Origin of the sequence: Gluconacetobacter tumulicola (assembly GCF_014174215.1) — a bacterium.
GTDB classification, from domain to species: Bacteria; Pseudomonadota; Alphaproteobacteria; order Acetobacterales; family Acetobacteraceae; genus Gluconacetobacter; species Gluconacetobacter tumulicola.
Genome location: NZ_JABEQL010000027.1, coordinates 21,381 through 34,808, shown reverse-complemented (window position 1 = coordinate 34,808; position 13,428 = coordinate 21,381). Strand labels below are relative to the sequence as shown.

Genomic DNA, 13,428 nt, shown 5'->3' with positions numbered 1-13,428 from the left:
CCGGCCGCCGGCGCGTTTGTTGTTCGCAGGGCCGGTCTATGGCAAAGGCGGATGAGTGACGGACGGGGGGGGGGGATCGAGGCATGGCAAAGGCGGCACAACCCGAGGAACCAGCAGATAGCGGCATGGATCGCCATTACACGGGCGAGGAACTGTACCTCATCCTCCGCCAGGACCTGATCAACGACCGGACCCCGGGCGGCACCGTCCTGCAGGAGCACGAGATCGCCACCCGATACGGCGTCAGCCGCACGCCGGTCCGCGAGGCCCTGCAAAGACTGCACCAGGATAATCTGATCGGCCGCAGGGGGCGTTTCTACACGGTCGCCCAACCGCCCCTGGAGCGCATCCGCGAACTGTATGAGTTCCGCGAGGCGATCGAGGCCAGCACGATCGTCCTGTGCTGCCGCCGCGCCAGCGACGACACGCTGGAACAGATCCGCGCCATCGTGGACGAACAGCAGAAGGCGGCCGACCAGCGCCGGTTCTACGATTACGAACGCCTGGACGCCCTGTTCCACGTCGCGATCGCCAATGGCGGCGAAAACCGCCTCCTGACGCATCAGCTCGAGGTCAGCTACGACCAGATCTGGTTTTCCAAGGTCGGCAACCTGGTCTCGCTCCAGGAATATTCGGTGGACGCAACGATCGCCGAACATCGCCGCATCGTCGATTCCCTGCTGCGCAGGAAGGAGGATGTCGCGAAGGCCGAAATGATCAGCCACCTGCGCGCGGCCATCGATGTCAGCGAACGCTCCGTGGGCGGCCGCGCAAAACGCCCGAGGAAAGCCCAGGCCTAACCCCCTCCCCCATCCTCCCCCTCGGCAACCGCGCGCGCCACCACCAGATCCTCCGGCGTATTGACGTTCAGGAACGGATCGAACGGCCGATCCGGGAACACCACCTCCCGCACCCCCACCGTCTCGGCAAACGCCCGCACGCCGAAGGCCGCACGCGGTGCATCGGGCGCCACCCCCTCCAGCCGGGCACGCAACGCCCCCCGCGCCGCCACCGGCCACAACGCCACCAGATGGTGCCGCCGCCCGCCCGACACCGCCACCGACGGCCCGGGCGCCAGCGCAGCCGCCAGCCCGCGCGGCACGAAGGGCGTATCCCCCGGCACCGTCAGCACCCAGGCGCATTCCAGCCCAGCCGCCCAGTCCATGGCCGCCAGCACCCCGGCCAGCGGCCCGGCGCCCTCGATCCCGTCAGGCAGCACCGGCAGCCCATAGGCCGCAAAGCGCGCTTCATCACCCCGCGCGTTGATGGCCAGCGTCATATCCTCCCCCGCCAGACGCGCCAGCAGTCGCGCCAGCAGGGTCGAGCGCCCGGCGGTCACAAGCGGCTTGTCGCCCCCACCCATGCGGGTGGCCGCCCCGCCCGCCAGAACCACACCAGCACACCCCATCGCCACGCTCCCTTGCCGCTGGCCCCTCAGCTCCCGACCTTGCCATCACCGGGGATTGAAGGCACCTGTACCCCCTACGAACACGCGGAACGCAACAGGACGAAACGATGGGGCAGGCCGCCATCATGGGCATTACCGGGCGCAGCGGCACGGGCAAGACCACATTGATGGTCCGCCTGCTGGAAACGCTGGCCGCACGAGGCCTGCGCGTCTCCACCATCAAGCACGCCCACCATGGCTTCGACATGGACCGCCCGGGCAAGGATTCCCACCGCCACCGCACGGCCGGCGCGCACGAGGTGCTGGTGGCCTCCGACACACGCTGGGCCCTGCTGCATGAACAGGACGGCCCAGACCACCCCACCTTGCCCGACCTGATCGCCCGCATGGCCCCGGCGGACCTGATCCTGGTCGAAGGCTTCCGCACAGCCCTGCCGGTCGCGATCGAAATCTACCGTCCCACCCTCGGCAAGGACCCGCTCTGGCCCGCCACGCCCCAGATCGCAGCCGTCGCCACCGATGCCCCCACGCTGGACCTGCCACCCGGTATCGCCCGGCTGGACCTCAACGACACCGACGCCATCGCCGCCTTCGTGCTGGCCCATGCCCGCCCGTGCCAGACCACAGGAAACCAGACCACAGGACACACGCCATGACCGCATCGGACGAACCCGGCTGGTTCCCCATCGCCCTGCGCCTGCGCGGCGCGCGCGTGCTGGTCGTGGGCGGCGGCGGCATCGCCCTGAACAAGATCCGACTGCTGCTGGCCCACGCGGCATGGATCGAGGTCCTGGCCCCCACGCTGGACGACGCGCTGGCCACCCTGCGCGACACCGGGCAGATCCACCACATCGCCGCCGAAGCCCATCCCGACCAACTGAATGCAATGCTGCCCGGCTGCCGCCTGGTCTACGCCGCCACCGACGACCGCGCCGTCAACCGCGCCGTCGCCGCACGGGCCGACGCGCTGAACATCCCGGTCTGCGCGGTGGACGATCCCGAACCCTCCAGCTTCATCACCCCCGCACAGATCCATCGCGGCCCGGTGCGGATCGCGATTTCCACCGGCGGCGCCGCCCCGGTCCTGGCCCGCCGCCTGCGCGAACGCATCGAGGCCGCAATGCCGGCCGGGCTGGACGGCCTCGCCCGCTTCCTGCGCGACGCCCGCCCCCATGTCGTCGCACACTGCCCCGACATCGACCGCCGCCGCCGCGTGTGGGAAGATTTTCTGGACGGCCCAGGCGGAGCCGCCGCCCAGCGCGGCGACACCGCAACCGCCCGACAGGTGCTGGACCAGCTCCTGGACGGCACACGCGTCACAGGCGAGGTCTGGCTGGTCGGCGCCGGCCCCGGCGACCCGGACCTGCTGACCCTGCGCGCGCTGCACCTGATGCAGAATGCCGATTCCGTGCTCTACGACCAGCTTCTGCCCCCCGCCCTGCTGGACCGCGTACGCCGCGACGCCACGCGTGTCTTCGTCGGCAAGCAGCGCGACCGCCACACCATGCCGCAACCCGACATCAATGCCGAACTGATCCGCCGCGCCCGCGCGGGCGAGCGCGTGCTGCGCCTGAAGGGCGGCGACCCGTTCATCTTCGGCCGGGGCGGCGAGGAAATCGAGGCCCTGGTCGAAGCCGGCATCCCCTTCCAAGTCGTGCCCGGCATCACGGCCGCCATCGGCTGCGCCGCCTATGCCGGCATTCCGCTGACCCACCGCGACTGCGCCCAATCCTGCCTCTTCGTCACCGGCCACGCCCGCAAGGACGGCACGCTGGACCTGCCATGGGACCGCATGGCAGGCAGGGGCCAGACGATCGCCATCTATATGGGCGTCCACGCCCTGCCCGATCTGTGCGCGATGCTGGTCCACCACGGCCTCCCCCCCGACTGGCCCGCCGCCATCGTCGAACGCGGCACCCAACCCGACCAGCGCGTACTGACCGGCACCTTGGCCACCCTGCCCGACCTGGCCCGCACCAGCGGCATAGGCAGCCCCGCGCTGATCCTGGTAGGCGAAGTGGTACGCCATCGGGTGGTATCACCACCAATAGAGTAAGGACCCTTCTTTTTCTGAAAAAAGAAGCAAAAAGACTTTTGATCCGTTCAGGTGCCTCGCAACGAGCAGGCAAAAAGCTCCTGAACAAATCAGAATTTTTTTGGTTCTTTTTTCAAAAAAGAACAGACTTCCCACCAACATGCAGAAGCAGAATCTGTCTGGAAAATGTGGGCTGGCAAGCGAGAACGGCCTATATGTGAAGTGAGCATCGGAGCACAGGAAACATGCGCCGGATCGCCACCAGCGCGCATTGACAGACAGGTTCTCAGGATACGTCCGCCATCAGCGAGACATGCGCGCAGGTAATCTTCCAGCCTTCATCCGTACGCACCCAGGTCTGGCTCTGCCGCCCGATACGCGTGGCCCCCTCGCGCTGGAATTCCAGATTGACGGTGGCCAGATCGGTGCCGAAGGTCGTGATCACTCGCCGCAGCACCCGCCGCTGCGGCGACCCGCCAGCCCGCCCCTTGCGAAAGGCCGCGATCTCGGCAAAGCCATACAGCATCTCACCCACACCATAACGGATCGTCTCCGGCGCATCGCGGAACAGCGCATCCAGCGTCTCCAGCTCGTTCGCCATCAGCGCCGCCTCATACCGGTCGGCCATCGCGGTCACTTCAGCCACAATGGCGGGGTCGTCGATCAGAATCATATCGGTCCTCCTGCTTCAGGCACATAATCCATCATTCGTCCGACCGAAACCAGACTCCGGCAAGGATCCATCCCCCCCTCAACGCACAGGCGCCGAACCACCCTGAATATCGGACTTCATCCATGTCGCAACATAAACCCTGCTTGTTCTTCCACCACCCGGGTCTCACAACAACGTATCGCCGTAAAAATCCTGGAAAATACCCTTTAATTCCTGAAGAACAAGATTCGCGCCCGGAAAGAGAATTCGTCCGCTCGCTACGATGAGCGATAATTTCTGTGTCGAGACCTTCGTTTCCTTCAGCATCAGGAACACTGCCTCGTCATCCCGGTAGTTGCCGAACGCATCCAGGTCGCGCATCAGCGCGATCCCGATCTTCTTTTTTACCATGTCACAGAGCAGGGCGATATTGTTCGAATTCAATATGACATCAAAGCTAAGGGAGCTTCCGTCAAGAAGACGTTCAAGAAGCTGCCACAAAGCCGTCGAAGGGTCGGGCGCTATGATCGGATAGCCGATGCAGTCAGAGACGCACACATTGGCAATCTCCGTGAGCGGATGCCCAAAGGGAACAAGGACACCCAACCGGGACAAAGCTTCGGCTTCCACACTCAGACCAGCGAACGATGGCGGATCGAAGGTCACGGCGATATCGCATTCCCCCGAACGCAGCAGCGTTGCAGTCGTGGCGGCGGTGGCGACCGTGATCTTGAAACGGAGGCCGGGGATTCGCGCGTGAAGCCGTTCGATGGCAGAGGGAATGAAATTAACGGCCAATCCGTCGGCCACGGCGATTTTGACTTCGCCACCCCGCGCATTCCGCAACGCATCCATATGGCGGTTCAGTGACGCTTCGTCGTCGACCCAACGGGCGATCTGGTGGGCAATCATCTCTCCGGCCGCGGTTGGACGCAGACCGCCAGGCGTGCGGTCGAACAGCTTGATACCCAATGCCTGCTCGGCATTCAGGATCTGCCGATCCACCGCCGATGCTGCGATGTGGAGTCGCTCCGCCGCCTTCCGGATCGACCCCTTATGCATCACTTCGTTGAAATATATAGAAAATTTAGACATGAAAACCATTCGCGCATCTCCTGCCCGCTTGCACGCCTGCCGCGTCACTCTTTCGAACATGCTTGCCCAAGGAAGAATCCGCGCCGCATAGTGTACTAAAAAACACTACGCCGTGTGCAAAATTCAGAGCTTTAACAGTGCGCATTGCTCGGCGTATATATTCCGAGCACGTAATTTTCTTTAGAAAAAAAAGCATAGAGACAACGAAAAAAAGGCGCTCTGACATGAAATTAGTAGACATGGCTGCGTGCATAACGCAACAATATCGCGCGTCGCCTTACACGATGTCGTTGCGGCATCGTTTAGCGGCTTCTGTCTCAGGTGTCCTGCTTTTAGCTTCACTCTCCGTCTCCGCACGGCCCGCGATGGCCGCGGACGATGCCGGTGTCCAGAAAAGTGGATCCAGGGAACACGCAGCCCCCGGAACCGCTGCGCCCCCACAATCCTCCAGGACAGAAACCGTCAACGTGACCCTATCCCGACAAGAGGCGGATCAGGCCCTTGGCGGTGGCGGTGGCATGATGCGGCGTGAGAGCGCTCCCTACGCGATCCAGACCGTCACCAGGCAGTTCATCGACCAGAAGAGCCCAGCCAGTACAGTGCTTGACCTGGTCAAGAACCTGCCCAGCATGAATGTATCCTCCGCCGATACGTCCGGTATCCATGGGGGCGGTATTGAAAGCCGGGGACTGACGGACGCGGACATGGCCATCCTGCTGGATGGCGTGCCGGCCAGCAGTGCCGGCTATATCGACCAGAATGTCGACTCCGAAAACGTGGAAAATGTGTCTTCAAGCCCGGGTGCCTTCGCACTGGATGCACCCGTTACCACATCCGCGGGCGGCGTGCTGCAGGAAGATACCGTCACGCCGTCTCACAGGGCGGGCGGGACGATGGATTTTTCCTACGGCACCAATAACATGTCACGCGAATTCCTGCGTCTTCAATCCGGAGATATCGGGAATACGGGCGTACGTACCTATCTGTCCGGATCGCATACCCATGCGCGCCAATGGATGGGAGAAGGGGCGAACGATCGCCAGCACATCGATTTCGGCCTGCAAAAGGATTTCAGGAACGCCTCGAATGTGAAGCTGTTTTTTTCGTGGAACAACAACCAGATCATGGTGGACAACTACGCGACCGCACAGCAGTTCCATCAGTACAAACATCTGGGAATCGGCTACAATCGAAGCAACGAGGCCTCTGGCGACAATTACTGGAAGAACAATATATCCCATTTCAATACGGTTTTTTTGGTCATGCCAGTGCATATCGCCTTGGCTCGAAAGCTGTCGCTGGATATCACCCCCTATTTCTACGATGCACTTGGATGGGACTCCTGGGGGAGCGGGTTGTCGATGGCAGGAAGTTACCTGACTGCCCGGGGGGCTCCGGTCGGCGCGGGCCAGCAGCTTGTTTCCTACTGGAATGCCTATAGCCAGCCCGATGTCGGTGTCACTACCAAACTTGGATATGATATTGACGCACACAATCATTTCCACGTCGGATACTGGTACGCAAACAATTTTTCCCAGATCGGATTTCCCGTCAATCTGTCGCATGGGGGCGCGACAAGCCCCTCCAGCCAGAATACCGCGCTCTACACGCTGGACGGAGCACGGGCCCTGGGCGGGCTGAGCAATACGGGATATGAAATCCATTCTCTCTTTGTCCAGGACGAGGCGCGTTATCTGGACGATCGCCTGCGTGTAAATGCGGGCTTCAAGTTCATGATGACCAACTACTGGATGAAGAACCTGCTGGAATCACGCAGCGTCCAGGGTGCCAGACTCGGCGCCAACTCCACCGTACCACTGCCGCAATTGTCGATTTCATATGATATCGACAGAAACAACCAGATCTATATCCATGGAGAGGGAGATTTCCGACAGCCCGATCCCTCGACGATCCAGGTTGGTTCCGGACTTCCAAAAAACCAGTATTCCATCAAGGAGGAACTTGGATATCGGTACCACGACGATCATGTGATGCTCGATCTGTCGCTGTTCAACTATAATATCACGAACCGCCTGATGAATACCTATCTCGGCGGTGGCGTGTTCGGTTCGATCAACGCGGGCAACCAGACCGTACGCGGCTTCGATCTCATGATATCGGGGCGGCCGTACCATCATTTCAGCCCCTACGCGTCGCTTGAATATCTGCATGCGACGATTGATTCCAACATTCCCTATGGCTCCACGTATCTGCGGACCAAGGGTAATGGCGCGCCGATGGCCCCCAAGGTCATGGCCAATTTCGGCCTGTCTTACAATGATTCCCGTTTCTTCGGCAATTTTGCGCTGCACTATGCCGGATCCCAGTCGGTGACACTTGTCGGAGACCAGCGCATGCCGGGCTATGTGACCGACAGCCTGAGCATCGGCTATCACTTCAAGCCCTATTCATTCGCCAGATCGCCGACTTTCAAACTCAATTTCCAGAATCTGACCGGTGCCGTCGTCCGGACCGGGCCAGTAGGTATCGCGACCAACCTGCATCAGGCCACCCTGCTTGACGGCAGCATGCTGGCGGCCGGCAGCGGCGCGGAATTCTATGTCCTGCCACGTTTCAGCATGACAGGAACGATTTCGACGGATTTCTGACGGATGATGCTCACCGGCAGGCAGCAGGCCCCGCCGGTGATGCCGCATCGGTTGTGGCCTGTTTTCGGGAATGAGGTGTGCATGACGGTCGGTTGCGATCGCCGCATGCTCTGGTGGGTGTTTATGAACGTTTTAGACGAAGCCGGCCAGGATACTCCGGGAGCGCGTGCTGTTGCGCGCTGCCGGATCCTGGGCGAAGAACGCTACAGCGACATGTCCGGCGGCCTGTTCCGGCCGTTTCTGGGCGCCGGGCACATCGCGGCGATGGAGCAGGTTTCGACATGGATGCAGGAAGCCGGCATGAGGGTCGCCAGAAACCCCGTGGGCACGCTGGTCGGCCGTTACGAAGGACAGGTGACGGATGCACCGTGCCTGATGATCGGATCGCACATCGACAGTGTCCGTGACGGCGGGCTGTATGACGGCGTGCTGGGCGTCATGCTGGGCATCGAATGCGTGGCGCATTTCGCCGAACGCGGTGAACGCCTGCCTTTCGCTATCGAGGTCGTGGCCTTCGGTGATGAGGAAGGGTCGCGTTTTCCCCTGTCCATGCTGGGGTCGCGTGCCCTTGGCGGCAAGCCGCTAGGCATGGTGGCGGATATGACGGACCGTGACGGCGTGTCCCTGCGCGACGCAATGGCGGCGGTCGGACTCGATGTCGCCCGCATCGCGGAGGCAAGGCGCGACCGTTCCGGGATACTGGCCTATCTCGAAGCCCATATCGAACAGGGACCGGTGCTGGATCATGAGAGTGCTCCGGTGGCTGCCGTCTCGGGAATCGCCGGCATCCAGAGGTTTCATGTCCAGATCGACGGCGTTCCCGGTCATGCGGGGACGGTGCCGCTGGCCATGCGCCAGGATGCGCTGGCGGCAGCCGGCGAAATCGTGCTGGAGATCGAGACCTTCGCGACCCGGCATGCATCATCACTGATCGCCACGGTCGGACGGATCGAAGCCTTTCCGGGCGCGATCAATGTCATTGCCGGCCGGGTAGTGCTGACGGTCGAGATCCGTTCGGTCGACGATGCGGTGCTCGAAGGCTCGGTGGACCAGGTCGAAGAGATCCTGGCGGCGGTCTCGGCGCGCCGTCCCGTACGTTATACGATCTTCGACCGGCAGACATTTGCCGCCGCCCGGTGCGACAGCCGCCTGGTCGGACTGCTGGCATGCGCGATGGAACAGGCCGGCCTGCCCCGCCGGATCATGGTCAGCGGGGCAGGCCACGACGCCATGATGATGACCGACTGGGTACCGAGCGCGATGCTGTTCATCCGCAGCCCCAGGGGAATCAGCCATCATCCCGACGAAACGGTCAAGATACCGGACGTGCAGTCGGCATTTGACGTCATGGGCAGGTTCATATCGGATCTGAGCCGAACGGGAATCGGTCCGGGGGATGGAGAACACGCACATGAAAGCTGATGGACGAACGGGAACGGTCCCCCTCCTTCGCCTGGCGGACAGCCACTGCCATCTCGACTTTGCCGAACTGGAAGGCGATTACGATGCCGTCATCGCCCGTGCGCGTGCGGTTGGTATCCGCCATTTCCTGACGATCGGGGTTTGCGTTCGCGATTTTCCGCGTGTGCTGGGCAGGGCCGAAGGCACGGAGGACATTTTCTGTTCGGTCGGTACCCATCCCCACTGGGCGGATCAGGAAAGCGATGTAACGGCCGACGAACTGGTGACGATCGCCGCCCATCCCAAGGTCGTCGGTATCGGCGAAGTCGGTCTGGACACGTTCTTCACCGAAACGTCCTGGGAGGCCCAGATGCGCAATCTGCTGGTCCACATCGACGCCGCCCGACGCACGCAATTGCCGCTGATCGTGCATTCGGTAAAGCAGGATGCCGCGATGGAGACGGTGCTGCGCTGCGAGCATGCCAAAGGGGCCTTTCCTGTCGTGATGCACTGTTTTTCCGGTGGCCGGACCCTCGCCCGGGCCAATCTGGAAATGGGCCATTACCTCTCGTTCTCGGGCCTTCTGACCTACGAAGACCGACCGGACCTGCGCGAGATTGCCGCCGAACTGCCGGCGGACAGGGTTTTGATCGAAACCGATGCTCCGTCGCTGGCGCCCGTGCCCTATGCCGACCAGCGGAACGAGCCCGCCTATATCGTGCATACGCTGAAGCTGCTGGCCCGGATCCGCAATGCCCGCCCGGAAGATCTGGCCGAGCAGACAAGCGCCAATTTCCTGCGGGCCTTCGGGAAGATCCCGACTTCCGCCCCATCCGTGCCGGGGGGGGCGTAGCCATGTCGGAACACACGGCACGCCCGGAAGACCTGGTGATTACCGCCGCCGGCGAAGTACGCATCCGCCAGGAACTTACGCTTGTGGCGCTGGGCAGGAAGCCCGCGGACCTGGTGCTGCGGGTCGGGCGGCTGCTGGACGTGCATACGCGGCGCTGGCTGACCGACCAGGACATCGTGATCCACGGGCGGCGCATCGCCTGGGTCGGGCCGGCCGGTACCTTCTCGGGCACCGTCCGGACACGGGTGGAGCGTCCGGCTCTTGCCGCGGTGCCCGGTTTCGGCGAGGTACACAAGCACATCGAAAGCTCGCACCTGACGCCGGAACATGAAGCGGCCATGGTGCTGCCCCGCGGCAATACCTGGACCTGCGAGGCCAGCCACGAACTGTCCAATGTGGATGGCGGGCGCAACCTGTCATTCTGGCTGACGGCGCGCCGCCATGGCGTGCCGATGAAGATTTTTCCACTGCCAGGTTCGGCGGTGCCGCCGACGGCTTATGAAAGCGGCGGCGGATATTTCGGATATGACGAGCAGCGCGGCTTTCTGCGCGACAACCTGATGGTGCCGGGGCTGGACGAGGTCATGGACTGGCCGAGCGTCTGGAATCCCGAATCCCCATCCTACGAACGTCTGTGGGGCATGATCGAAGCCACGTTCGAACAGCGTGGCGTGATAGAAGGTCACGGCGCCGGGCTGCATGACAGCGCCGCGATCAATGCCTTTGCGGCTGCCGGCCTCGCTTCGGACCACGAGGTCCTGACCGTGCCGGAGCTGTTCGCCAAGCTGGCGGCGGGCGTCTTCGTCGAAATCCGGCCACGTTCCATTCCCGATCTCGTGCGGGGCATGCTCGATGCGGGGCTCACGGACTTCTCGCAGGTGGCCCTGACGACCGACGACCGGTCGGCGTCGGATACGCTGAAGTTCGGGGCCTGCGATTACAATGCACGCCTGGCGATAGAAGCCGGCATGCCCGTCGAAACGGCGATCCAGTGCCTGACCATCAACCCCGCGCGGCATATGCGCCTGACGCCCTGGGTCGGCAGCATCGCCCCCGGCCGCTTCGCGGATATCGTCCTGCTGTCGAATGTGGAAAGCCTGCACATCGACGAGGTCTGGGCCGACGGGCGGTGCGTGGGCCGCAATGGCACCTATGTGGGTGAAATGCCGGCGATCGCCTGGCCTGACTGGACGCGACGGACGGTGAATGTCGGCCGGGACCTGGCAGCGGCGGATTTTGCCATAGCGGCCGAACCGGGCCGAGACAGCATGACGGCCGCCATCCTGCGCCCTTTCCACTGGGCCGATGATTTCCTGACCGAAAGCCTGCCGGTGCGCGACGGCGCGGTGCAGCGAGACGCGGCACGGCGCATCACAAAGTTCGCCATTGTCGACCGCTATTCGGGCAAAGGGCAGATCGGGCGCATGTTCTGGCGCGGATGCGGCCCCCGTACACCGGACACGGCCGTGGGCTGCTCGGTCGCCCACGACCAGCACAATATCTGGGTGGTCGGCTCGTCGGACGAGGCCATGGCGCGGGTCGTCAACCAGATCGCCCGCCAGCAGGGGGGCTGGGCACTGGTGCGCGATGACGCGGTGCTGGCAACCGTGCGCTACGAGATCGGTGGCCTGATGACCGCGCGCCCGGCAGAGGAACTGGATGCCGAGATGCAGGCATTCTACCGCCATGCCTCGACGATCGACTGGATGCACGAACCCACCTATTCGGCCAACTGGCCCGAAGGCTTCCCCGAGCGGCTGTGCTTCGCGACACTGACCTGCGCGCCGTGGCGCTGGGTACTGGTCGCGCCATCCGACAGGGCCCCCCAGGGATTCGTCAATGTCCAGACGGGGCAGACCCATCCCGTGGTCTGGTGACATCCCCAGCCACTGCCGGGGCGGCACGCGCCCTCTCCATCTGAGCGATTATCGAGGACTATGCCGTCATGACGCTGGATTTAGCCGCCATCCGCCGGTTCCTGAGCTTCGATCCGGCGGCGCACGGGTCGAGTTGGCCGACCGAAATCATGGCCGGCCTGACCACGTTCGGCGCCATGGGGTACATCATCGTCGTCAACCCGGCGATCCTGTCGGCGACGGGTGCCAGCAGGGCGGATATGATCGTGGTCACTGCCCTGGCGGCCATGGCGGGGTCCCTGCTGATGGCCTTCCTGTCGCGGCTGCCGATCGCGCTGGCGCCGGGCATGGGGTCGAACGTGGTGTTTGCCCAGGTGGTGGTCGTCCGGATGGGACTGTCCTATGGGACGGCGCTGTCGATGGTGCTGGTGGGGGCGATCCTGTTCATCCTGCTGTCAATGAGCCATTTGCGGCACAATATCGTGCGGAGTTTTCCCGAAACGATCCGGATCGGATTGCAGGGCGGTATCGGGCTCTTCATTGCCTATCTGGGCCTGCGCAGCGGTGGGCTGGTCACCGTCGATCATGCTGGGAACCTGGAGTTCGGCGATCTGCGCGCGCCCGCGGTTCTGCTGGTCTTCCTGTCGGTACTGGTGACGCCGGCGCTGGTGGCGTTGCGGATCAAGGGCGCGTTTCTGCTGTCGATCGCGTTCGTCACGGTGGCGGGACTGTTCGTGCCGGCGGGTACAGGCCATGTCATGACCGTGCTTCCACCCCATCTGGTCGACATCCCGCGGATCCCCCGTGCCTATCTGTTCGCATTCGACGATCGGCAGTTCATCGAGAATTTCTTTCTTGTCCTGCCCATCACGCTCTATTTTTTCCTGTCGGATTTCTTCTCGGCCACGGCGACGATGATTGCGGTGACCCGACGGGCGGGCCTGATGGACGCGCATGGCGGGTTTCCCAATGCGCGTCGGGCCTACCTCGCGGATGGGCTGGCGTCCGTCATCGGTGCATGCCTGGGCAGTCCGACAGTCGGCGCCTATGTGGAATCCGCAGCCGGGGTCGAAATGGGCGGGCGTACCGGCGCGACGACACTGGTGGTCGCGCTGCTGTTTGGTGCCAGCGCCTTCTTCTGGCCGCTGATTACCGTGATCCCGCCCCAGGCGACGGCCGCGGCTCTGGTCATGGTCGGCGTCCTGATGATGGAGGGGCTGGGGCAGCTGGACATGTCACATCCGATCGAAGCCGTTCCCGCTGTGCTGATCGTCCTGCTGACGGTTGCGACGACCAACCTGATGATCGGCCTGTGCGCCGGCTGTTTCGTCTATACGGTGATGGCGGCCGCCATGCGTGATTGGAAGCGCCTGACGCCGGTTTTCCTGCTGACCGACGTGCTGCTGGTCATCTATCTGATCCTGATGAGCAGCACGACCAGCTAGCAGAGCCGTGCGCGGGGGGGGGCCTGCCGTCCGCCTCCTATCCGAACACCAACAACCTGCGGCGCCGGCGTCCC

The 13,428-nt window shown here is 63.3% G+C and carries 11 protein-coding genes; 8 read left to right on the top strand and 3 right to left on the bottom strand.

Annotation, left to right across the window (positions count from 1 at the left end; all coding sequences use genetic code 11):
- Positions 1-83: 83 nt before the first annotated feature.
- A complete protein-coding gene (locus HLH29_RS15750; RefSeq protein ID WP_182968335.1) occupies positions 84-800 on the top strand; it encodes a GntR family transcriptional regulator in 717 nt (238 codons plus the stop codon).
- On the opposite strand, the gene HLH29_RS15745 is transcribed toward HLH29_RS15750, so the two are convergent.
- Entirely contained in the window at positions 797-1,408 is a 612-nt protein-coding gene (locus HLH29_RS15745; protein ID WP_182968334.1) for an NTP transferase domain-containing protein, read from the bottom strand. The two genes, HLH29_RS15750 and HLH29_RS15745, sit on opposite strands and share 4 nt — an antisense overlap.
- 107 nt (positions 1,409-1,515) lie before the next feature.
- Between HLH29_RS15745 and mobB the strand changes: the two genes are divergently transcribed.
- Both mobB and cysG read left to right on the top strand, forming a co-directional pair.
- Positions 1,516-2,064 carry a molybdopterin-guanine dinucleotide biosynthesis protein B gene (gene mobB, locus HLH29_RS15740; protein WP_182968333.1) on the top strand — a complete coding sequence of 183 codons (549 nt, stop codon included), beginning with the start codon at positions 1,516-1,518 and terminating at the stop codon, positions 2,062-2,064.
- Positions 2,061-3,464: a siroheme synthase CysG gene (gene cysG / locus HLH29_RS15735; RefSeq protein WP_182968332.1), complete on the top strand. Its 1,404-nt coding sequence runs from the start codon at positions 2,061-2,063 to the stop codon at positions 3,462-3,464. The genes mobB and cysG overlap by 4 nt, the downstream gene beginning before the upstream one ends.
- A gap of 265 nt (positions 3,465-3,729) precedes the next feature.
- Here cysG and hpxZ read toward each other — a convergent pair whose 3' ends face one another.
- Entirely contained in the window at positions 3,730-4,116 is a 387-nt protein-coding gene (hpxZ, locus tag HLH29_RS15730) for an oxalurate catabolism protein HpxZ (RefSeq protein WP_182968331.1), read from the bottom strand.
- Between the two features lie 165 nt (positions 4,117-4,281).
- The gene (locus tag HLH29_RS15725; protein ID WP_182968330.1) at positions 4,282-5,199 is read right to left on the bottom strand and encodes a LysR family transcriptional regulator; all 918 of its coding nucleotides are present in this window, start codon (positions 5,197-5,199) and stop codon (positions 4,282-4,284) included.
- Between the two features lie 215 nt (positions 5,200-5,414).
- On the opposite strand from HLH29_RS15725, the gene HLH29_RS15720 reads away from it, so the two are divergent.
- The 5 genes from HLH29_RS15720 to HLH29_RS15700 all read left to right on the top strand — a co-directional run bounded on the left by HLH29_RS15720 (position 5,415) and on the right by HLH29_RS15700 (position 13,354).
- Positions 5,415-7,799, top strand: a complete 2,385-nt coding sequence (locus HLH29_RS15720) for a TonB-dependent receptor (RefSeq protein WP_246374312.1) — start codon at positions 5,415-5,417, stop codon at positions 7,797-7,799.
- Between the two features lie 123 nt (positions 7,800-7,922).
- A complete protein-coding gene (locus HLH29_RS15715; protein ID WP_182968329.1) occupies positions 7,923-9,221 on the top strand; it encodes an allantoate amidohydrolase in 1,299 nt (432 codons plus the stop codon).
- A complete protein-coding gene (locus HLH29_RS15710; protein WP_182968328.1) occupies positions 9,211-10,053 on the top strand; it encodes a TatD family hydrolase in 843 nt (280 codons plus the stop codon). The genes HLH29_RS15715 and HLH29_RS15710 overlap by 11 nt, the downstream gene beginning before the upstream one ends.
- A 2-nt stretch (positions 10,054-10,055) precedes the next feature.
- Positions 10,056-11,930, top strand: coding sequence for an adenine deaminase (locus HLH29_RS15705; RefSeq protein WP_182968327.1), 1,875 nt, complete (start codon positions 10,056-10,058; stop codon positions 11,928-11,930).
- 68 nt (positions 11,931-11,998) lie between these two features.
- The gene (locus HLH29_RS15700; protein WP_182968326.1) at positions 11,999-13,354 is read left to right on the top strand and encodes an NCS2 family permease; all 1,356 of its coding nucleotides are present in this window, start codon (positions 11,999-12,001) and stop codon (positions 13,352-13,354) included.
- Positions 13,355-13,428: the final 74 nt, after the last annotated feature.

Coding starts and splice junctions, on each gene's coding strand:
- HLH29_RS15715 (WP_182968329.1), top strand. CDS start 7,923: ATGAACGTTTTAGACGAAGCCGGCCAGGATACTCCGGGAGCGCGTGCT.
- mobB (WP_182968333.1), top strand. CDS start 1,516: ATGGGGCAGGCCGCCATCATGGGCATTACCGGGCGCAGCGGCACGGGC.
- hpxZ (WP_182968331.1), bottom strand. CDS start 4,116: ATGATTCTGATCGACGACCCCGCCATTGTGGCTGAAGTGACCGCGATG.
- HLH29_RS15750 (WP_182968335.1), top strand. CDS start 84: ATGGCAAAGGCGGCACAACCCGAGGAACCAGCAGATAGCGGCATGGAT.
- HLH29_RS15745 (WP_182968334.1), bottom strand. CDS start 1,408: ATGGGGTGTGCTGGTGTGGTTCTGGCGGGCGGGGCGGCCACCCGCATG.
- HLH29_RS15710 (WP_182968328.1), top strand. CDS start 9,211: ATGAAAGCTGATGGACGAACGGGAACGGTCCCCCTCCTTCGCCTGGCG.
- HLH29_RS15705 (WP_182968327.1), top strand. CDS start 10,056: ATGTCGGAACACACGGCACGCCCGGAAGACCTGGTGATTACCGCCGCC.
- cysG (WP_182968332.1), top strand. CDS start 2,061: ATGACCGCATCGGACGAACCCGGCTGGTTCCCCATCGCCCTGCGCCTG.
- HLH29_RS15700 (WP_182968326.1), top strand. CDS start 11,999: ATGACGCTGGATTTAGCCGCCATCCGCCGGTTCCTGAGCTTCGATCCG.
- HLH29_RS15725 (WP_182968330.1), bottom strand. CDS start 5,199: ATGGTTTTCATGTCTAAATTTTCTATATATTTCAACGAAGTGATGCAT.
- HLH29_RS15720 (WP_246374312.1), top strand. CDS start 5,415: ATGAAATTAGTAGACATGGCTGCGTGCATAACGCAACAATATCGCGCG.